Source organism: Marinomonas sp. PE14-40, from assembly GCF_051623805.1.
Taxonomy (GTDB): Bacteria; Pseudomonadota; Gammaproteobacteria; order Pseudomonadales; family Marinomonadaceae; genus Marinomonas.
The window spans coordinates 1-20,621 of sequence record NZ_CP130700.1; the positions used below are offsets into that span (position 1 = coordinate 1).

16 protein-coding genes and 2 rRNA genes are annotated in these 20,621 nt (G+C 42.0%); 9 read left to right on the forward strand and 9 right to left on the reverse strand.

What is annotated here, in order from left to right; genetic code table 11:
• Positions 1–176 precede the first annotated feature (176 nt).
• The 6 genes from Q0A08_RS00005 (at position 177) to Q0A08_RS00030 (ending at position 7,168) form a co-directional block, all read left to right on the forward strand.
• Positions 177–3,064 (forward strand): 23S ribosomal RNA (locus Q0A08_RS00005).
• Positions 3,065–3,231: 167 nt separating this feature from the next.
• Positions 3,232–3,346, forward strand: a 5S ribosomal RNA gene (gene rrf, locus Q0A08_RS00010).
• 713 nt (positions 3,347–4,059) lie between these two features.
• On the forward strand, positions 4,060–4,641 hold the full coding sequence (locus Q0A08_RS00015) for a hypothetical protein (protein ID WP_438464089.1): 582 nt from the start codon (positions 4,060–4,062) through the stop codon (positions 4,639–4,641).
• A gap of 105 nt (positions 4,642–4,746) precedes the next feature.
• Positions 4,747–5,487 carry a hypothetical protein gene (locus Q0A08_RS00020; RefSeq protein ID WP_438464090.1) on the forward strand — a complete coding sequence of 247 codons (741 nt, stop codon included), beginning with the start codon at positions 4,747–4,749 and terminating at the stop codon, positions 5,485–5,487.
• A 30-nt stretch (positions 5,488–5,517) separates the two neighbouring features.
• Entirely contained in the window at positions 5,518–5,910 is a 393-nt protein-coding gene (locus Q0A08_RS00025; RefSeq protein WP_438464092.1) for a lysozyme inhibitor LprI family protein, read from the forward strand.
• Positions 5,911–6,733: 823 nt separating this feature from the next.
• Positions 6,734–7,168 (forward strand): DUF2214 family protein, encoded by a 435-nt coding sequence (locus tag Q0A08_RS00030; protein WP_438464093.1) that lies wholly within the window; start codon positions 6,734–6,736, stop codon positions 7,166–7,168.
• Between the two features lie 315 nt (positions 7,169–7,483).
• On the opposite strand, the gene Q0A08_RS00035 is transcribed toward Q0A08_RS00030, so the two are convergent.
• The 7 genes from Q0A08_RS00035 to pssA all read right to left on the reverse strand — a co-directional run bounded on the left by Q0A08_RS00035 (position 7,484) and on the right by pssA (position 15,421).
• Positions 7,484–7,873, reverse strand: coding sequence for a Na+/H+ antiporter subunit G (locus tag Q0A08_RS00035; protein WP_438464094.1), 390 nt, complete (start codon positions 7,871–7,873; stop codon positions 7,484–7,486).
• A gap of 10 nt (positions 7,874–7,883) precedes the next feature.
• Positions 7,884–8,153: a K+/H+ antiporter subunit F gene (locus Q0A08_RS00040; RefSeq protein ID WP_046018141.1), complete on the reverse strand. Its 270-nt coding sequence runs from the start codon at positions 8,151–8,153 to the stop codon at positions 7,884–7,886.
• Positions 8,147–8,647, reverse strand: a complete 501-nt coding sequence (locus Q0A08_RS00045) for a Na+/H+ antiporter subunit E (protein WP_438464096.1) — start codon at positions 8,645–8,647, stop codon at positions 8,147–8,149. Before Q0A08_RS00045 ends, Q0A08_RS00040 begins: the two co-directional genes overlap by 7 nt.
• Positions 8,647–10,155 (reverse strand): monovalent cation/H+ antiporter subunit D, encoded by a 1,509-nt coding sequence (locus Q0A08_RS00050; RefSeq protein WP_438464097.1) that lies wholly within the window; start codon positions 10,153–10,155, stop codon positions 8,647–8,649. The genes Q0A08_RS00045 and Q0A08_RS00050 overlap by 1 nt, the downstream gene beginning before the upstream one ends.
• Positions 10,156–10,527 carry a Na+/H+ antiporter subunit C gene (locus tag Q0A08_RS00055; protein WP_438464098.1) on the reverse strand — a complete coding sequence of 124 codons (372 nt, stop codon included), beginning with the start codon at positions 10,525–10,527 and terminating at the stop codon, positions 10,156–10,158.
• Positions 10,528–13,326 carry a monovalent cation/H+ antiporter subunit A gene (locus tag Q0A08_RS00060; RefSeq protein ID WP_438464099.1) on the reverse strand — a complete coding sequence of 933 codons (2,799 nt, stop codon included), beginning with the start codon at positions 13,324–13,326 and terminating at the stop codon, positions 10,528–10,530. It lies immediately after the preceding gene.
• Between the two features lie 745 nt (positions 13,327–14,071).
• Positions 14,072–15,421 carry a CDP-diacylglycerol--serine O-phosphatidyltransferase gene (pssA, locus tag Q0A08_RS00065; RefSeq protein ID WP_438464100.1) on the reverse strand — a complete coding sequence of 450 codons (1,350 nt, stop codon included), beginning with the start codon at positions 15,419–15,421 and terminating at the stop codon, positions 14,072–14,074.
• Positions 15,422–15,708: 287 nt separating this feature from the next.
• Between pssA and Q0A08_RS00070 the strand changes: the two genes are divergently transcribed.
• The 3 genes from Q0A08_RS00070 to Q0A08_RS00080 all read left to right on the forward strand — a co-directional run bounded on the left by Q0A08_RS00070 (position 15,709) and on the right by Q0A08_RS00080 (position 17,529).
• Entirely contained in the window at positions 15,709–16,146 is a 438-nt protein-coding gene (locus Q0A08_RS00070) for a VOC family protein (RefSeq protein WP_438464101.1), read from the forward strand.
• 18 nt (positions 16,147–16,164) lie between these two features.
• Positions 16,165–17,025: a GNAT family N-acetyltransferase gene (locus Q0A08_RS00075; protein ID WP_438464103.1), complete on the forward strand. Its 861-nt coding sequence runs from the start codon at positions 16,165–16,167 to the stop codon at positions 17,023–17,025.
• Between the two features lie 156 nt (positions 17,026–17,181).
• On the forward strand, positions 17,182–17,529 hold the full coding sequence (locus Q0A08_RS00080; RefSeq protein WP_438464104.1) for a RidA family protein: 348 nt from the start codon (positions 17,182–17,184) through the stop codon (positions 17,527–17,529).
• Positions 17,530–18,017: 488 nt separating this feature from the next.
• Here Q0A08_RS00080 and Q0A08_RS00085 read toward each other — a convergent pair whose 3' ends face one another.
• Together Q0A08_RS00085 and Q0A08_RS00090 are read right to left on the reverse strand one after the other, a co-directional pair.
• Positions 18,018–18,734, reverse strand: coding sequence for a hypothetical protein (locus tag Q0A08_RS00085; protein WP_438464105.1), 717 nt, complete (start codon positions 18,732–18,734; stop codon positions 18,018–18,020).
• A gap of 510 nt (positions 18,735–19,244) precedes the next feature.
• A complete protein-coding gene (locus Q0A08_RS00090; protein WP_438464106.1) occupies positions 19,245–20,621 on the reverse strand; it encodes an alanine/glycine:cation symporter family protein in 1,377 nt (458 codons plus the stop codon).

Consider the following 20,621-nt stretch of genomic DNA (forward strand, 5'->3'; position numbering starts at 1 on the left):
TTTTGAATAGATCGAAATGATTGATTTGATTGTATTTATACAATTCGTCAGTCATTTCAAAGACGATAATCAAGCGTCAAACCGGTGGAAACACTCTTTAACCTAGAGTGATTTTCAAATCGTAAATCCAACGAGACACAAAAGCTCGTTGGTATATAGACCCTTTTGGGTTATATGGTCAAGTGACCAAGCGTGCACGGTGGATGCCTTGGCAGTCAGAGGCGATGAAGGACGTGGTAATCTGCGAAAAGCTCGGGGGAGTTGATAAACAAGCGTTAATCCCGAGATGTCCGAATGGGGAAACCCACCCGCTTGCGGGTATCGTATGGTGAATACATAGCCATACGAGGCGAACCCGGGGAACTGAAACATCTAAGTACCCGGAGGAAAAGAAATCAACCGAGATTCCCTAAGTAGCGGCGAGCGAACGGGGATTAGCCCTTAAGTTAGATTGGTGTTAGTAGAAGGCTCTGGAAAGTGCCGCCGTAGAGAGTGAAAGCCTCGTATACGAAAATGCCCTTTTAATGAAATCGAGTAGGACGGGACACGTGGTATCCTGTCTGAATATGGGGGGACCATCCTCCAAGGCTAAATACTCCTGACTGACCGATAGTGAACCAGTACCGTGAGGGAAAGGCGAAAAGAACCCCTGTGAGGGGAGTGAAATAGATCCTGAAACCGTGTACGTACAAGCAGTGGGAGCGGACTTGTTCCGTGACTGCGTACCTTTTGTATAATGGGTCAACGACTTATTTTCAGTAGCAAGGTTAATCATATAGAGGAGCCGTAGGGAAACCGAGTCTTAATAGGGCGTATAGTTGCTGGGAATAGACCCGAAACCGGGCGATCTATCCATGGGCAGGTTGAAGGTTGGGTAACACTAACTGGAGGACCGAACCCACGTATGTTGAAAAATGCGGGGATGACTTGTGGATAGGAGTGAAAGGCTAATCAAGCTCGGAGATAGCTGGTTCTCCTCGAAAGCTATTTAGGTAGCGCCTCGTATCTCACCATTGGGGGTAGAGCACTGTTTGGGCTAGGGGGTCATCCCGACTTACCAACCCCATGCAAACTCCGAATACCAATGAGTGCAATTACGGGAGACACACGGCGGGTGCTAACGTCCGTCGTGGAAAGGGAAACAACCCAGACCGTCAGCTAAGGTCCCAAAGTTACAGTTAAGTGGGAAACGATGTGGGAAGGCTTAGACAGCTAGGAGGTTGGCTTAGAAGCAGCCATCCTTTAAAGAAAGCGTAATAGCTCACTAGTCGAGTCGGCCTGCGCGGAAGATATAACGGGGCTAAACTGTACACCGAAGCTACGGATGCTTAGTTTACTAGGCATGGTAGAGGAGCGTTCTGTAAGCCGTTGAAGGTCAAGCTGTAAGGCAGGCTGGAGGTATCAGAAGTGCGAATGTTGACATGAGTAACGATAAGGGGAGTGAAAAACTCCCCCGCCGGAAGACCAAGGTTTCCTGTCCCATGTTAATCAGGGCAGGGTGAGTCGGCCCCTAAGGCGAGGCAGAAATGCGTAGTCGATGGGAAACAGGTTAATATTCCTGTACTTGCATATATTGCGATGGAGAGACGGAGAAGGCTAGGCCAGCACAGCGATGGTTGTCTGTGTTTAAGGCGGTAGGCTGGTGACTTAGGTAAATCCGGGTTGCCTTAAGGCCGAGAACTGATGACGAGCCCTCTTTTGGGTGAAGTGGTTGATGCCATGCTTCCAGGAAAAACTTCTAAGCTTCAGATATATGGGAACCGTACCCCAAACCGACACAGGTGGTCAGGTAGAGAATACCAAGGCGCTTGAGAGAACTCTGGTGAAGGAACTAGGCAAAATGGTACCGTAACTTCGGGAGAAGGTACGCCGATTTTGGTGATGGCACTTGCTGCTTAAGCTGAGATTGGTCGAAGATACCAGGTGGCTGCGACTGTTTATTAAAAACACAGCACTCTGCAAACACGAAAGTGGACGTATAGGGTGTGACGCCTGCCCGGTGCTTGAAGGTTAATTGATGGGGTTAGCTTCGGCGAAGCTCTTGATCGAAGCCCAAGTAAACGGCGGCCGTAACTATAACGGTCCTAAGGTAGCGAAATTCCTTGTCGGGTAAGTTCCGACCTGCACGAATGGCGTAACGATGGCCACACTGTCTCCACCAGAGACTCAGTGAAATTGAAATCGCAGTGAAGATGCTGTGTATCCGCGGCTAGACGGAAAGACCCCGTGAACCTTTACTATAGCTTCACAGTGAACTTTGAACCTACTTGTGTAGGATAGGTGGGAGGCTTTGAAACCAAGACGCTAGTTTTGGTGGAGCCACTCTTGAAATACCACCCTGGTATGTTTGAGGTTCTAACTCAGGTCCCTAATCGGGATCGAGGACACTGTGTGGTGGGTAGTTTGACTGGGGCGGTCTCCTCCCAAAGAGTAACGGAGGAGCACGAAGGTGTGCTCAGCATGGTCGGAAATCATGCGAAGAGTGTAAAGGCAAAAGCGCGCTTAACTGCGAGACAGACACGTCGAGCAGGTACGAAAGTAGGTCTTAGTGATCCGGTGGTTCTGTATGGAAGGGCCATCGCTCAACGGATAAAAGGTACTCCGGGGATAACAGGCTGATACCGCCCAAGAGTTCACATCGACGGCGGTGTTTGGCACCTCGATGTCGGCTCATCACATCCTGGGGCTGAAGCCGGTCCCAAGGGTATGGCTGTTCGCCATTTAAAGTGGTACGCGAGCTGGGTTTAGAACGTCGTGAGACAGTTCGGTCCCTATCTGCCGTGGACGTTTGAGATTTGAGAGGAGCTGCTCCTAGTACGAGAGGACCGGAGTGGACGAACCTCTGGTGTTCCGGTTGTCACGCCAGTGGCATTGCCGGGTAGCTACGTTCGGACGGGATAACCGCTGAAAGCATCTAAGCGGGAAGCCTCCCTCAAGATGAGATCTCACTGGAACTTTAAGTTCCCTAAAGAGCCGTTGAAGACTACGACGTTGATAGGCAGGGTGTGTAAGTGCTGTGAGGCATTGAGCTAACCTGTACTAATTGCTCGTGAGGCTTGACCATATAACGCCAAAATGGTTTAGCGTTATATTACGATTTAAAAAGATGGTAAAACATCGCAAGCTGGTTTGAGGCTTGGTTATCGTCACTATTCAGAAAGTTATTGTTAAAGACAATGAATTCGTCAATGAATAAGCCATAAACAGAGCTTGTTCTGACAAACAGAATTTCTTGATGATCATAGAGTCATTGAACCACCTGATCCCATATCGAACTCAGAAGTGAAAAGTGACATCGCCGATGGTAGTGTGGGAGTTCCCATGTGAGAGTAGGTCGTTATCAAGATTAAAATACGAAAAGCCTGATCATTGATCAGGCTTTTTTTTGCCTGAAATTTACTAGGTAAAGGTAAGAGGCAACAACGACTGAACCGCCTGATCCCATCCCCTTCCCGAATAGAGAGCCAGAAGTGAAAGTGGTGTCTCTGATGTTTTTGTGGGAGGTCCCATGTGAGAGTAGGTCGTTATCAAGATTACTCTCTAAAGATAAGTAAAAAGCCTGATCATTGATCAGGCTTTTTTTTGTCTGTAATTTATCGAAAGACACATCATAAGCCGCCTACCTCTCGTTCCCATGGTCCTCCGTGGGAATGCATACTCGTCAGCTCTACTGGCTAGGCACTCAATACTACCCAACATACTTGAGCTGGAGCTCAAGGTTATGTATTCCCACGCAGAGCATGGGAATTAGTCTTGCCTAAGATAGAATTATGCTTTTTTCAGAAAGTGCTGCGCTGACATTTGCCTAGAGTGATAGATCTTGTAATTGTGTTCACTTTTTAATTACGTAGAATCAACTAGTTATTATAAGGGCATGATAAAAAACCGTGTCCGACAAGCAAAAATAGGAATCGAGATAACGCGCATGCGCGTTTAGCTAGGAAGGTTTTCAGTTGATAAGTGATCTTTCTTCAAAATAATTAAGTAGATGTGACGTTTTGAGTGCGGAAGATAAATCGGACGCATTATTAAGCTGTTATGTTTTAAGGTGATCTCGCGTTGAATAAAATTGATGAACTTATATGTGAAATACGTGAATCAATATCTGATGTCTTTGAAGAATTTGATTCTACAGCGCAAGATTTAATCAGATTCCTCAAAGTAACTGATGAGAAATCATACCACTCAATAATTGATTCTTTCTACTTGTTAGAAGACACGCAGTTAGCTAAACATGAGTTTTCTCAAATTGACCTTAGTAAAGAGTCTAATGGAAAGCTGTATCTATTCTTTTATGGGGTTCTTAATTCTTGCTACATGCAGCAACAGGCGATACTGGTTATTTGCGAAAAATTAGGTATATCTGAAAATATTAATGAAATTAGAGCCGTCAATGTAGTAGCTTATCGAAATGATTTTTCGGCGCATTCACCAAACAGAGGTAGAGGTAAGTCAGAACATAGCTTTATTTTTAATCGCCTTGCTATGAGGCAAGGAAAAGTTATGGGATATAGTGACAATCATGAAAGTGGTACTGTTTTTCGTGAAGCTGAAATCAGTATATTAATATCAGATTGGAACCTCCTTTTGGTTAAGCAATTAGAATTAATTTCTAGCCTGATTTTAGATAAAAAATCATAACAAGGATTTCAAGTCGGACAAATTACAGTTGGCTTTTGTTCGTGCCTCACTTATTTTTGCCAACTCAATTTGTCGTTTATTGCGGCGTTATTCTCTGGGGCATTTATGAACTTTAAAGTTACAGTTATTCTCTGCCTTCTTTACTCTGTAAATTCAATAGCAGATGATAAGCCTGAAATACCTCACCAGATGAGAGACATGTTTGAGCTTAGAGCCTTAAATGCAGAAAGCCTTAAAGACATTGAAACTAAGATCAACTCGGCAACCATTTTTACAATTCTAGCAAATACTCAAGAGCTCCACTCTCATCAAATGAATGGAGAAATACATAATCAAGTGTACCTTCATAAAGATGGGCACAAAGAAGCAGTATTTAAATTTGACATTGATGATAATGGTAAGGCAATTGATGGCACTGGTTCCTTAGTTACGGACTGTATTAATCAAGCATCCTTTAATTATTATCATCCTTATGAGCAACCTCTAGGTCATTTCTCAGTTGATACTCTTCCGTGGCTCCTATGGGGTAATTGTAGGAATGATCCTAGTACAAAAGAGCAGAGAGTAGCCGCATTCATAAAAGATTTTAGTATGGGGTTTGAAAGAGTTATTTCAGGAAAGCAAGGCTTCTATTTGCCAAGAAATTTTAGTTTTTCCGATTCTGGCCAATCTGAAACAATTTCCTTTTTCTTAAAGGCTCTAGACACATCAGGTTTTGAAATAGCCTCTTTTCTTCCAAAAGACATACAAAATAAAGAAAAGCAACGCCTATTCATTTCGGCCCTAGAAGATGGCATTAATATACTGCTGAAAAAGCATAACAAAACAAACAACACGACGCCGTAGGTGCGGGCTCTTTTGACGTTAGGAATACAGATGAAATTGTTTATAGCATCACTACTTATATTTTTTACATCTTATGTTTCTTCTTCATGTGATAAAGCAATTGATCAGGTTGGCTTTAGAGCTTGTCTTTCCCAAAAGGCGGATAATTCAGCAAAAGAAGTTAGAGCAAAGCAAGAGGAGCTTCTTAACAAAATTAAGTCCTGGGACCAAGAGCCAGAATTTCGAAATGAAACAATCGAGCTTTTTAAAAAATCCGTAAAATCTTTCGATTCATACAAAGAGCGGCAATGTAGATATGAATGGTCTGCAGCAGCAGGTGGGAATGGTGCAAGTTCTATGGGGGCAAGCTGTACAATAAGGCTAAATAAGGATTATCTAAACTCTTTGGAGTTACAGTTTAAGTGGTATGAGCCTTATTTATAGTGCCAAGTATGACTAACAAGACAATCAAGCGGGACTGCTAAAGCTTGGCTCAGTTTCGCTTCGCTAAATATTTTAGCCAAAATTATCAGCCTCTTAAAATGGCATAACTCACAATGAATAAATTTATCGCCTTTACCATATTTGGTTTTATAAACTCTTATGTTTAATCTGAAACTACTCTTGAGCATAATGAGCAAGTAATTTCATTGTCCCTTTAATACACCTCTGTTGGAACTAAAGCAGGAGGGTGTTAGGGGAATATGGATACAGTCTTTAACTAGTAATAATTACATAAAACTCCTATGTTTTTTAAATTTTTCAGAACTTTTGTGGCCTTAGCTTTTGCAAAAAAGCATCGATTAAAAGTGATCATGATTTCGCTTTTTATATTGTTCGTTGTTATAGGTTTCACTGCATTTAAAAACAGCGAATTTATTAAGGTCGATACTTGTCTTGATAGCGGTGGACGCTTCAACTATGAACAAGGGTTGTGTGAGTATTAGAGGCAAGGTTTCAATAGTTTAATATCAAAATCCATCATATTTATTTACAGTCCTAACAATCTTTTAAGCCAACTTGACTCAAAAACCATTAATCAACACATAACAAGGAAACATATTGTTATGGAAGCCTCTTTGTGTTTTTCAGAAAGAGGCCTCTTATTTGGCTAGTTTTTTGATATGGCTGAGAATAAGTGCATTTATCGTGGGCTTCCTATATACCTAATTGCAAAATATTACTTTTGAAATAGGCTTTTTGCTTGCAAAAAACTGAGTCTACATAGATCTTATGCGGGTCTAACTATGCGATTGGAGTATGTTATATGGAAGATATAGTGGTCAGATACCTACATTTTATTGGCATTATTTCACTTGCTTCTATGTTGGTATGCCAGAATGTGTTTCTGTCAAAGCAATTGAGTGGCGGCCAGTTGAGAAAGCTTGCGGTTATTGATGCTTTCTATGGTATTAGTGCGATAGTGATTTTGCTGACGGGTCTGTCTTTGTGGCTTTGGGTTGGAAAGCCCAGTGACTTTTATACAAAAAACATGGTGTTTCATATTAAGTTTAGCCTGTTTTTGTTTGTTGCTCTTCTATCTATTATGCCAACCATCTTTTTTGTCAAAAACAGAAAGAATGTTGAGAGTGAGGTGCTTGTGCCTACCAAAGTCATTCTCTTGAAGCGTCTGGAATTGGTTGCGTTAGTCTTTATTCCTCTCTTAGCAGTTTTGATGGCACAAGGTGTGGGTTACGCCTAAAAGCTGTTCTTAGATTAAATCAGGCGGTTTAAGCTCTGCTTTCCTAAATTTATATCTCACAGTTAAACTCTCTCAAGGATGAGGGAGCTAATTGCTTCAAATTTGTTCACTCTTAATACGACTTCTTGATATTAGCTTTTACTTGTTTGCCTTGAAGAAGGCTGGATGTTTAGTGAACTTGTAAAGGCGGATTGGAGAGGGGAATAACGTTAATAGGCGGGCTGACAGTTTGTCATCATGTTGAGCTAACTACTTTGTTTAAGGCTTGGCCTAAGGTTGAACCTCAGGCCAAGCTGTCATGCTTTACGAGCTCTCTTAAGTCGTTTCTTTCCCTTCTTCAGCTTCTGGTGCTGGAGAGGTTCTTTCTTTCGCTGTGGTGATGAGCTCTTGGCCTGTGGTTCTATCTATAGGGTCTATTTCGTGATGAAGGGCCGCTTTAGCTATCATATTCGCCGCAATGGGTGCGGTAATAATCAAGAATAAGGTGATCAACAATTCACTGATAGACAGGCTTTCTTGGCGATAAGATTGGATAATGCAAGATGCGATTAGCACACCTGCGATACCTAATGTGGTCGCCTTAGTTGGAGCGTGTAAACGCATATAAACATCGGGTAAGCGTGCTAAACCGATAGAGCCAACTAATAAGAATACACCGCCAAAAATGAGTATGGCTGATGCAATTGCTTCTACATAAAAATTCATAGTTACCTTCTTATTCTATTATGTCGCCGCGCAGCAAGTATTTGCACAAGGCTGATGTACTAACAAATCCAAGCATGGCAATGAGTAGCGCTGCTTCAAAGTAAATGGCATTCTCAATGGCAATACCATAGAGGAGTATCAAAGCGATACCGTGGATAAACATGGTATCCAGCGCAAGAATCCTATCAGGTAGCTTAGGCCCGACTAGCAAGCGATATAAGGTCAATATTAAAGAGGCACACAAGATGAGTCCTACGATTTGAATGGCTATATCTAGCATCCGAATATCTCCTTCAGTGGTGCTTCGTAACGAGATTTTATTTCTGAGATTAACTCTTCTGAATTATCTAAGTGCAGAGCGTGAACGTAGAGCCACTTTTGATCTTCAGAGATCTCTGCGCTAACTGTTCCTGGTGTTAGAGACACTGTACTGGCAAGTAAGGTGATGCCTAATTCAGTTTCGATATCTAATGGCACAGCAACGAATCCAGGGCTTAATTTTTTGAGTGGGCCAACCACTAATAGTGCCACTGAAAAGTTCGCGCTAATAATGTCTTTAAGCACGAGAAACACGTAAGAAATCGCAAGCATTGGCTTTTTGATTCTAGGGCGTTCTGTTGTCATGCTACTGACGGCCCAAGGGATAATGATGGCTAAAATCGTTGCCAGTAGTAAATGCCCAGCCGAAAGGCTGTTGTTTAATAGCAGCCAAATAACAAAGAGTAGCATGCTGTGAAAAGGCATAGGGAACATGCGAAAGCTAGACTGTTTCATTATGATTCCTCAGGCAGTAATGGGTACACGGAGACATCCATATTATGGAGGTCAGCAGCGGCTTGTATGACGTACTCTGTCATTGGGCCTCCGAAGAGCACAAGTAAAGGTGCGCCTAATATGAGTAAGACTATGGCAGTTACTTCGTAAGGATGCGCTTTTTCAACCGCCGTGTTTTTAGTATTGGGTGTTTTCCAGAAGAGCTTAGATGTTGCTCTTGAGAATGCTACCAAGGTAATCAAGCTGCTCATCAGAATCACTGGCCAGATCCATAAGCGTGTTGCCATGGTCTCAGCTGAGTTCAGTACCATCACCTTACCTATGAAGCCAGAGAAGGGCGGCATACCGATAATGGTTAAGGCTAATATAGCAAAACCAAATCCAATGAGTTTTGGCTGAGACAGCGCTCTAGAATTAACGAGTCTGTCTTCTGCTTGTCCTCTTTGCTTTGCAATCACATCAGCTAATAGGAAAAGGCCTGCTGTCACTAATGTACTGTGTACTATGTAATAAAGCGCGCCAGCGATGGCAAGTTCAGAGTGCAGTGCCGCGGCAACAAGTAAGGTACCAGCGGAGACAACAACCAAATTAGAGGTAAGCAGTTTTAAGGTTGGGCTTGCTAATACGCCTAATGATCCAATCGAAATGGTCAGTATGGCGAGAGGCCATAACCAATCAACCGAAAAGTTGGCGAGTTCGCCAGCATCGTCGCCAAATATCACAGTGAAGACACGGAAAATACTGTATATACCTACCTTTGTCATGATAGCGAATAATGCAGCAACCGGTGCGCTTGCTGAAGAGTAGGTTTTAGAAAGCCAGAACTGTAATGGCAGCATGGCAGATTTAAGGCCAAATACTATTAACAAAAGTAAGCCACCAATTTTTGCAAGTATGGTTTCACTTTCTGGAAGTTGGCTGACTTTAACTGCCATATCGGCAATGTTCAGTGTACCTAATGTGCCATAAAGAATACCGAGACCGAACAAGAATAAACTAGAGCCAAGCAAGTTGATAACCACATAGTGGACTGCTGCTTGTGTTTTGTTTTTACCACCAGAATGTACTAATAGAGCATAAGAGGCGATCAGCAATACTTCGAAAAAGACGAAGAGGTTAAACAAGTCACCCGTTAGAAAGGCACCATTGATACCCATAATTTGGAACAGGAAAAGAGGGTGAAAGAACTCACCACCCTTGTCATGATCGGCGCACGCATAAATCATGCAGCACAGGGCAAGGAAGCTGGTAAGAAGTACCAATAAGGCCGACACTTTATCAGCAACCAGAACAATACCAAAAGGCGGTGACCATCCGCCTAGAATATAAAGTTGAGTGCCTTCAGAAACAACGGTAGCCACTTGTAGTGCAGCAAGGATAGTCAGTATAACTAAGGTGCTGATAGATGCGATACGTAACCACTGTATCCTTGAGGATAGGGGGGGTAATAGCATCGCAGATGCAACGAGTAAAGGCAGTAAAATAGGAAGAATTGTCCAGTGTTGCATTTAGTTTGACTCCCCTCTTTTATTGAGTGTCATAGACGCAGCGATTTCATCTGAGTCTTTTCCATCAACATGGTCATTACCTAAATCTGCTCGTGCTCTCATAGCAAGAATCATTACGAAGGCTGTCATAGCAAAACCGATAACAATAGCCGTCAGTACTAGGGCTTGAGGTAGAGGGTCTGCATAGATCTCAGACTCTCCTAATATGACGGCACTGTTGATCGAGAGGCGACCGCTGGCAAAGAGAAATAAGTTCACCGAATAAGACAACATAGTCAGCCCTAAAACAACGGAGAAGGTGCGTCCACGAAGCGTTAAAAAGATACCGCATGCGGTTAGCATACCAACACAAAAAGCGTAAATGCCTTCCATTTATTCTTCCTCCTTTTGAATAGGACGTTCATTGGTGGTTAATTTACCGAGGTTAGCCAAGATGAGCATGGTTGCACCAATCACTGTTAGGTAAACACCTAAGTCGAAAATCATGGCGCTGGCTAATTCAAATTTACCAACAACAGGCCAGTAAAAATAATCGAACCAAGAGGTGAGGAAAGGCTTATCAAATGCCCAGCTACCCACACCAGTTAATGCGGCAATGGCGATGCCGCTGCCGATTAGGATTTGGTAATCGGCTTTTACTCTGTGTTTCATCCAATCAACACCGTGTGCAATGTATTGCTGGATAATGGCAACGGAGGTGATCAGACCTGCAATAAAGCCACCGCCAGGCATATTGTGGCCACGGAAGAAGATGTATGCTGACACGAGTAACGCAATAGGTAATAAGCTTTGTGATAAGACAGCCAACATCATAGGGTGTCCATCATTCGACCAAGGACGTCCTTTGTAGTCACTGCTCGGCATAAAGAGCTTCATGCGGGCAATTAGCTTGTAAATACCTAGGGCTGCGATACCTAGAACGGTAATTTCCCCTAAGGTATCAAAACCACGGAAATCAACTAGGATAACGTTAACAACGTTGGTGCCACCGCCGCCGGTTTTACTGTTGGCGATGAAGAAATCTGAGATACTGCTGAGAGGGCGAGTAAGTAGGGCATAACAAATGGTACCTATTAGGCCACCCATAACAGCTGAGATGCTCAAATCACGAATAAGTCGTCTAGGATTGGATTGCTTTTGGGCTCTTTGTGGCAAGAAGAACAAAGACAGCATTAACAATACGACGGTAACCACTTCTACAGACAACTGCGTCAAAGCAAGGTCAGGTGCTGAGAAGCGAGCAAAACTTAATGAGACGATAAAACCAACTATGGATAGAGAGATCAATGCCAGCATACGGTGTCTATGGCAAATCGCGGTTGTGAGCGCGCCTATTACTAATAGAATGGCTGCGGTCACATCTACAATGTTGTATGGCAACTCTGGGCGTGTACCTAATGTGGCACTTAAGTCCATAAGTGGTGCCGCCATCATAATGGCAGCTAAACTGATGAGTAAAAAGTTGTACCTTTGTAACGAGCCGTTCTCTAATAAGTTAAAGAGGTTTGTTGCACGTTTCATGGCTTTCTTAACAATGTCATCGAAAACTTGTTTTGCATCAGTCTCAGCAAAGTTTGCCTGAAAGGCAAACAAATGCTGCCTGAAGTAGTAGATGATTAATCCACCCGCTGTCGCTACAAAGCTCATTAATAATGGGTAGTTAAACCCGTGCCAAATGGAAAGGCTGTATTCAGGTACGGGTCCATTTATAGCGGCCAAGGAGGCGGCATATAATAAATCGCCAATAATAAAGCCTGGGAAGATACCCACTAACAAGCACAAGGCTACCAATATTTCGACTGGTACTCGCATGTATCTTGGTGCTTCATGAGGTGTTTTAGGGAGGTTTATTGGTTCACCATTGAAGAATACATCGTGTACAAAGCGCATTGAGTAGGCTACCGCAAACACAGCACCCACTGTCGCTAATACCGGGATCATCCAAGACAATGAACCAAGGGCGGCTTGGTGCAATGTCTCAGTGAAGAACATCTCTTTAGATAAGAAGCCGTTTAGCAATGGCACACCCGCCATAGAAGAGGCTGCGACCATAGCAAGCGTCGCGGTATGTGGCATGTATTTCCACAAGCCATTCAACTGGCGCATATCCCTTGAGCCTGTCTCGTGATCAATGATGCCTGCAGCCATGAAAAGCGAAGCTTTAAAGGTTGCGTGGTTAATAATGTGGAACAGTGCGGCAACGGTAGAAAGACGTGTATCCAAACCTAATAGCAAGGTAATCAGACCTAGGTGACTGATTGTGGAATAAGCGAGTAGCCCTTTTAAGTCGTGCTTAAATAGGGCGATATAGGCCCCGAGTAAGAGTGTGGTTAAACCCGTTAAACTTACAATTAAAAACCAGAGTTCAGTATCTGCCAAAACAGGGTGCATTCGAGCCATCAAGAAGATGCCCGCTTTTACCATGGTGGCTGAGTGTAAATAGGCGCTGACAGGTGTAGGTGCTGCCATGGCATGTGGCAACCAGAAATGGAATGGAAATTGTGCTGATTTTGTGAACGCACCCAGTAGGAATAAAACCAGAATGACTGGGTAAGCAGAATGGGCGCGGATTATCTCGCCGCTCTCTAAAATGACTTGCAAAGAATAGCTGTCTACTACATTACCTAAAATGATAATGCCGGCTAGAAGGCATAAGCCACCTGCACCCGTGATGGTAAGGGCCATGCGAGCGCCTTTACGGGCTTCGGACTTATGGCCCCAAAAACTAATTAGTAAGAAGGAGCTTATGCTGGTTAATTCCCAAAACATCCACATCTGCAGCAAGTTGTCAGATAGTGCGACGCCTAACATTGAGAACATGAATAACATTAGGAATGAATAAAATTTACCGATCGAGTCTTTAGGTGATAGGTAATAACGGGCATAGAGAATGACCAGTAGCCCAATGCCTAAGATCAAAATGGAGAATAGTAGTGATAAACCGTCTAAACGAAAGGCAATGTTTAGGTTTAACAGAGGAATCCATTGAGCGGCTGCATAATGGTTTACGCCATTGAGTACATCCGGTGTCATTTCAGCGACAAGTAATAAAGCAATAAAAGGGAGAATGGCGGTGAATAATGTACAGACATTACGACTGTAACGCGCTGTAAGAAGGGGAACTAAACTACCTAATAAGGGCAGTAAAGGTAGCCAGAGTAAGGTATTCAACTATGATGCTCCTGCATTAAAAATATCAAGCTGGTCGATGTTTATTTAAATCAAAAAAACGAATTAAAACAGTTAAAAAGATAGCCAGAGAGTAAAAGTTATACAATTAAAATAGGTCTTATCAAGACACTCACTCCAATTTCTGGTTTAAAAAGCTAAATACACTGAATAAAGTGTTCAAGCATGAATAGGTTAACGGCCGCCTTTAGCTTTGTATTAATCGCTAATTTGGCTTTCAGCACTCGTCAAGCCCTATCATAAACGAAAAATATAGGGATATTTGATTACTGAAGTACCGACAGAGGGTGTTACGAGCTAAAACAATATTTCGAAAATTTCACTTATAAATAAAGTATCTCTTATTTATGAACTCAATGGTGTTGGTTAAAGCAGGATATCAAACCTTTCATTTAATCCCAGCTCAGAGCAATACAATATCTGTATAGTAACCCAGAGTGATGATATTGAAATACTGGTTTAGAATCATAACCTTATAACTGATTGTGCTTATGAGGAAGATAACTTAAACAGTATATTCACGCGAACAAAAGACACAGTATCTATTGACGCAGAATCAAAAAAATTGATTGCAGATTATCAAATGAGCAAGGAAAAGAAAAGGTTAGGCCGGAAACTAACTGAAAATAACGGGTATGCGTAAGCTCATGTTTTGATTAGTAAGTTAAGTGTTGAATCTGTGCTTTTTAGCTTGTTAATCAAAACATGAGAGACTTGGGTCTAGTCGTTAGAGGATTTGCTTTAGGATGTGGTCAACCTTAGTGCGGTGAATGCGCTTAATCAGCTTTTTCACTTCATTCGGGTAACTATTAACATTGTCTATCATGAGATAACTATTCACTCGGGTGCAGTGCTGCATGATGCAGGCGAGCTCTTTCTCGTTTTGTTCTGCTAATAGTTGGTTTTTATCATGAACTAAAATTGCATTCTCTAAATCCAGTTTCCACGCTCGCGGATTCAGATTATTCCCTGTGATCATCATATATTGCTGATCAACCCAGATGCCTTTTAAGTGAAAGCTATTGTTATCATGACACCATAGGTTTAGAGATAACTGGCCCTTGTTAATGGCACTCTCATTTTGCTTAGCAAACTTTCTTAGATTCACTTCATATAGATAAGGTAAACCTGCAATCGTTTTAAAAGGCTCACTTGGTGGGATAAAGAAGTCGTTAGCTGTTTTATCGCCCACTATGATATTAATTTTTACACCACGTTTTAGTGCGAGTTTAATCTCTTTGCTAACTAATCTTGGAAAATTAAAGTAGGGAGTGCAAATGGTGAGTTCTTTTTGAGCGCTAGCAAGTAGGGTGCAGATATGTTTATTCAAACGATTTTTGCGTTTACCTAAGCCTATTAGCGGGGTTAAGCCTACTTGATTTGCGCTAATGCTTTGGTTATCAAAGTGATAACTGGCACTTTGCAGTTGGCTTCTTAGGTTTTTTATTGCCCCTTTTAACGCCTTGGTTGTTGGTCTTACTTGCTTGTTTAAGCAGTTTACCGCATCGCTATCTGTCAGTGTGTCTACGATAAAAGCAGACATGGTATCGGCAAGGGCTTTGTTTTGCAGTACATGATATCTATCGTATCTGTATCTATCTTGTTGCGCTAAATACACATCGTTTAAGCTGGCGCCACTATAGATAACCCTATCATCGACAATAAAGCCTTTAAGGTGAAGTACGCCAAATACTTCACGGTTTTTAACCGGAACACCAAGTACTTCTATTTGGTGCTTGTAGGCTTCTGCATACTCTCTATAAAAAGCAGCGTTACCATCGGATTTATTGGCACCAATTAAACCACGTTGTGCTCTGTGCCAGTCAACCAGTACTCTAATATCTAAATCTGGGTTTGCTTGTTTTGCTTGATAGAGTGACGTAAGAATATCTCTACCAGCCGCATCGTCTTGTAAGTAAAGGGCAACTAGATAAATACGTTGTTTAGCTTGGCTAATTTCAAGATGTAATCGTTCACGAAAGGAACCTGCATCAAGCAGTGTTTCTAAGTTTTCTGGGGCATGGGCAATGCATGGAAGTTTCTCAATACGCTGCCTATTAGCTAGTGCTAAATCCATTCTCGTCTCGTTTGTGCGATCTAAATATAAAAGATAAAAAGTATGAAATCTGAAAAAAGCGGGATTATAGCAGAAACAGATTAATTTCTTCTAATCTTGAGGCGAAATTAGGGTTTCCGAATCTGATGTACATAGCAGCCTATAAAGTTTTTGTTGGTTGGCTTTCTATTTAAAGTGTGACTGATATCATCCTCGGCCTGCATAAGCGTTTAAAATTAGCGACATTTAGGCAAACAATGAGCGAAATATTCTCTAAATGAGAGTAGATGACAAAAAGAGGTAAGGGAATGAAACAAGCGATAGTACATGTCTCTCTAGTTGTAAGAGACTATGATGAAGCCATTGATTTTTATGTCAATAAACTCAAATTTGATTTAATCGAAGACCTGTATTTACCAGAAGAAGATAAGCGTTGGGTTGTGGTTGCGCCGCCTGGCTCAAAAGAAATGAGCCTGTTACTGGCGAGAGCCTCAAAACCTGAACAAGAAGATTTTATCGGTTATCAGTCTGGTGGGCGAGTGTTCTTGTTTTTGAATACCGATGATTTTTGGCGCGATTATGAAAGGATGAAAGGTTTAGGGATTGAGTTTGTTAGAGACCCTAAAGATCAGCCTTATGGCACAGTCGCTGTCTTTAAAGATCTGTATGGTAACTTGTGGGATTTACTCCAACTAAAAGAGGATCACTCTGTTATGTCTCGCATGCTAGCGAGAGCAAGTGAATAGGGCATAAGGGAGAATAGAGTGGCAGATTTACAGATCCGAAAAATGACCCAAGAAGAACTCTGTTTAGCATTAAGCTGGGCTGCGCTTGAGGGTTGGAACCCCGGGCTTCATGATGCCCAAACCTACTTTCCTGCAGATCCGAATGGCTTTTTATTGGCCGAATTAGATGGCAAACCAATAGGCTGTATCTCAGCTATCAAATATTCATCAGATTTTGCCTTTATAGGTTTTTATCTGGTGAAGCCAGAGTATCGTGGACAAGGTTATGGCATGCAGCTTTGGCAAGCGGCGATGTCTTATTCATCTGGCTGTAATATTGGCCTGGATGGCGTGGCTGCTCAACAAGAAAACTACCAAAAATCAGGCTTTGAATTGGCTTATGCTAATGTTCGTTTTCAGGGTGAAGTTGGCCTAGTGAATAGCGATAAACTAAGTAACCTAAAAGGCTCTCTAGTGCCGTTTGACACTCTGATGCTTTCCTCTTTATTTACTTATGAAAAAGCCTTTTTTCCTGCTGATCGTACTGCTTTTATTCAAGCTTGGGTTGAGCAAAATGATGCTAACGTTTTGGCTTATATCGATGAGGGTAAGGTGCAAGGCTACGGGGTGATTAGACAATGCCAAACGGGGTATAAAATTGCGCCTTTGTTTGCTGATTCAGCAGAGATAGCGAGGTCTTTAATCACTGCGTTAACGGCTAATCTGCCTAAAGGAAGTGAATTCTTTTTAGATGTGCCAGGCTGTCATCATGATGCTATGTTATTGGCAAAAGAGCATGCCATGGAACCAGTATTCGAAACCGCTCGTATGTACACTCAAACCAGACCCGAACTCCCGTTAAACCGCATTTATGGTGTGACATCCTTTGAGATTGGTTAAAAGATAAGACAAACTTTTCAAAGTATAAAAAGAATTTGTATTATGAAATGATATTTCCTCGAATAAAGAGCGTTAGAAACATACAATATAAGGCGTTTTTTTAGTTGATGAGAGTCTCATCAATTTTCATTTTTGTTAATTAATAGGAATCACGCCATGACCATTACGCGCATGCAAACAGACGAAAGAGTTAGCCGCATTGTTATCCATAATGAGACGGTATACCTTTGTGGTCAGGTACCACACGATGTGACAGAAGATATGGCTGGCCAGACAAAATCTGTTCTAGCGCGTATTGATGAGCATCTAAAAGAAGCGGGTACGGATAATACTAAAATCCTATCTGCTTTAATCCACGTTAAAGATAACAAGGATGTACCTACATTTAATGCGTTATGGAATGAATGGCTACCTATGGGCTCTGCACCTGCTCGTACTTGCGTTCAATCAACCATGGTACGTGATACTGTTTTGGTTGAAGTGACAGTGACTGCTGCACTTTAATATAAAACGTTTAAAAAGCCGCAACATTGATATGTTGCGGCTTTTTTGTGTCTGTCGTGCACGGCTATATCGTTAGCTTTTGGCTGGGTGGTGCGAGTATTGAGACGTTAAGTTTTGCCTTAAGAATAAACGCAGAAGAAGTTAAGCAGAGATAATGTATGTAAAGAGGAGGGGCTTTAATGCTTGAGTTTAAAAAGAGCCCTGCCAGCAAGAAAGAAGCGACAATCTCTCTTACAGGGGATCAAATGGCTTATTTAATGGCTAACCATATATGTTGGGCACATGTTTATGATTAGCTTAATCAAGTAAGCACTTTGACCAAAGGGCAAAATGGGTAACCTAATAGGAAAAACAATCAAACTAGGCTTGTTTTAACCTTATAGACAGATAACGCAAAGCGAGCAGCCTAACTCGCTTAAACGCCGAACTATCAACTGATTTTCACCAGTTGATAGCCCTAATCAGTCTTTAAGGGGAATAAAGAAGGATTAAAGGTGCGCTTTTAGCAATAGGCTAACGGCATTCTGGTCTTGGTCATTGATGCCGAATTGGTTTGTCCAATAAGAGTATTCAACACCCACTTTCACCTTGTTGTCTGTGCCTAGCATTGGACCAATGTTGTAAGTGATCTGCGGGGTAAAGTTCATGCTGTTTTTCTTGCTATCCACGTCATTCGAAAAAGAGTAATCCATGAAACCGTCAATACCAAAGTTGCCACTGCTGTAACCAAATGCCACTGTTAGTTGGTAGTCTTTAGAATTGCCGTAGAATTCTTCGTTGTTCGCCATGTATACCGTCGCACTGGCAAAGTCTAAACCTGGTACATTCAAGTTAGAGCCAATACCGAATAGGTAGTTATCTAGGCTTTGTCCACCTTGAGTGGTGCCAAACTCATAAGTAAAGGCAGCGTTAATATCTTTAAAAAAGCCATCGTCACTTAATTTTGTCAAAGTAAAAGATGGGCTGAACTCACCGTATGATTCAGAGTAAGAGCCGCCTTTATGACGATCTTGGAAGAAGAAGAGGTTACCCCAGCTGTGGCCAGAGACGTGCTCTAGTGTCATGGTGGTAATATCGACATCTTTAGCGAATTCGTAATTACTTCCATTTAGTAGAGATACGCTTGTATCAGACCAGAATTGTTCCGCTTGTGCTGGTATCGAAACTAGAGAGGCAGCAGCAAGGGCTAATAATGTTTTTTGCATGGATAAACTCCGTCGTAATGTTCAATCTTTGGTTAATTTATTTTTATTTTTTCTGATAAATGACACGTATAATAAAAGCTGTACGATCGTTCAGATTTCTTCAGAAGACCCATGCATGCTAGCTTTGTGGCGCATCTGAAACAATTGTTAAAGATTTCACAAGGTGAGTAACTAGACTGTTTTGATAAGGTGAGATTTACATTTAAGCCGAAGTGGATATTTAAATTTCAAATTAAATAAAAGTGAAATATTTGGTCTTTTTCTTATGTTTTTAGAGAGTTAGCGAAAACTTATGAAAATGACCAAGAAGACAAGAATGAAGTAAATAAGAGTGAGAAAATTTGCTTAAAAAAAGTGCAGTATTTTTTTGAAAAAATCTTGTATTTCGGTTTTTGGCGCTAATTATTGCCATATTTTGGGCTTTTTTTCTGGTAGCTTCCTTCCTCAAAAGATAAAAAAAGGGTCTAACCAAATGGCTAGACCCTTTTTATTTGTGACGTTACAACTTAATTATTTAGCCAATTGAGCCGCTTCTTTCTTCTGTTTATCGAAGAATTCACGAGTTAACTGGAACACTACTGGGCTAAGAACCACAATAGCGATTAAGTTAGGTATCGCCATCATAGCGTTAAGTGTGTCAGCTAATAACCAAACAAAGTCTAAGCTCAATGTCGCACCAACTGGGATAGCAAGTATCCATAGAATGCGGTAAGGCTTAATTGCTTTAACACCAAGTAAGAACTCAACACAACGCTCACCATAGAAAGACCAACCTATGATAGTTGTGAAAGCAAATATAGCTAGAGATATAGCTACAAGGTAGTTACCTACACCTGGTAATGCTTGAGCAAAAGCTGCAGACGTTAACGCCGCACCAGAAGTACCACTTGTCCATAGACCTGAAGACACAATAACAAGACCCGTAATAGTACAGATTAGGATGGTGTCTAGGAATGTACCTAGCATAGCAACCAAACCTTGACGTACAGGATCTTTAGTTTGTGCAGCAGCATGAGCGATTGGCGCTGAGCCTAGGCCCGCTTCGTTCGAGAACACACCACGAGCCACACCGAAACGAATCGCAGCCCAAACAGCAGCACCCGCAAAGCCACCTTCAGCCGCATGGCCAGTGAAAGCACTTTCAAGGATTAATGACATAGCAGGCCCAACTTGGTCCGCATTTGTCGCAAGAACAACTAGTCCAGCAATGATATAAGCAACTGCCATGAAAGGTACAAGAGCACCTGCCACAGAACCAATACGCTTAATACCACCCATCAATACAGCACCAACAAGTACCATGACGATAAGACCAGTGATTAAAGGTGAAACAGAGAAGTTAGTTTCAATAACTTGTGCAATAGAGTTAGATTGCACACCGTTACCGATACCAAAACCAGCAATAGCGCCGAAGATAGCGAAAGTCGTACCTAACCAAGCCCAGTTTTTACCCATACCGTTCTTGATGTAGTACATAGGGCCACCCACATGGTTGCCTTCTTCGTCTACTTCACGGTATTTAACAGCTAATACAGCTTCTGCATACTTGGTAGCCATACCAACAAGTGCAGTCATCCACATCCAGAATAGTGCGCCTGGACCCCCTAAAAATACTGCGGTAGCAACACCTGCAATATTACCTGTACCAACTGTGGCAGCCATCGCTGTCATCAAGGCTTGATAAGGAGGTACTTCACCCTCATTTTCTTCACCTTTTTCTGCTTTTGTGCCGCCTGCAAGTAATTTAAAGCCAGTGCCGAGTTTTAAAATAGGCATAAGTTTCAAACCTATACTCATAAAAAATCCGACCCCAAGAATGAGGATTAGCATAGGCCAACCCCACACTATGCCATTTACCGTGCCGATAAAATTCGTTAAAGCTTCCAT

Coding starts and splice junctions, on each gene's coding strand:
- Q0A08_RS00020 (WP_438464090.1), top strand. CDS start 4,747: ATGAACTTTAAAGTTACAGTTATTCTCTGCCTTCTTTACTCTGTAAAT.
- Q0A08_RS00025 (WP_438464092.1), top strand. CDS start 5,518: ATGAAATTGTTTATAGCATCACTACTTATATTTTTTACATCTTATGTT.
- Q0A08_RS00030 (WP_438464093.1), top strand. CDS start 6,734: ATGGAAGATATAGTGGTCAGATACCTACATTTTATTGGCATTATTTCA.
- Q0A08_RS00035 (WP_438464094.1), bottom strand. CDS start 7,873: ATGAATTTTTATGTAGAAGCAATTGCATCAGCCATACTCATTTTTGGC.
- Q0A08_RS00040 (WP_046018141.1), bottom strand. CDS start 8,153: ATGCTAGATATAGCCATTCAAATCGTAGGACTCATCTTGTGTGCCTCT.
- Q0A08_RS00045 (WP_438464096.1), bottom strand. CDS start 8,647: ATGAAACAGTCTAGCTTTCGCATGTTCCCTATGCCTTTTCACAGCATG.
- Q0A08_RS00050 (WP_438464097.1), bottom strand. CDS start 10,155: ATGCAACACTGGACAATTCTTCCTATTTTACTGCCTTTACTCGTTGCA.
- Q0A08_RS00055 (WP_438464098.1), bottom strand. CDS start 10,527: ATGGAAGGCATTTACGCTTTTTGTGTTGGTATGCTAACCGCATGCGGT.
- pssA (WP_438464100.1), bottom strand. CDS start 15,421: ATGGATTTAGCACTAGCTAATAGGCAGCGTATTGAGAAACTTCCATGC.
- Q0A08_RS00070 (WP_438464101.1), top strand. CDS start 15,709: ATGAAACAAGCGATAGTACATGTCTCTCTAGTTGTAAGAGACTATGAT.
- Q0A08_RS00080 (WP_438464104.1), top strand. CDS start 17,182: ATGACCATTACGCGCATGCAAACAGACGAAAGAGTTAGCCGCATTGTT.
- Q0A08_RS00085 (WP_438464105.1), bottom strand. CDS start 18,734: ATGCAAAAAACATTATTAGCCCTTGCTGCTGCCTCTCTAGTTTCGATA.
- Q0A08_RS00090 (WP_438464106.1), bottom strand. CDS start 20,621: ATGGAAGCTTTAACGAATTTTATCGGCACGGTAAATGGCATAGTGTGG.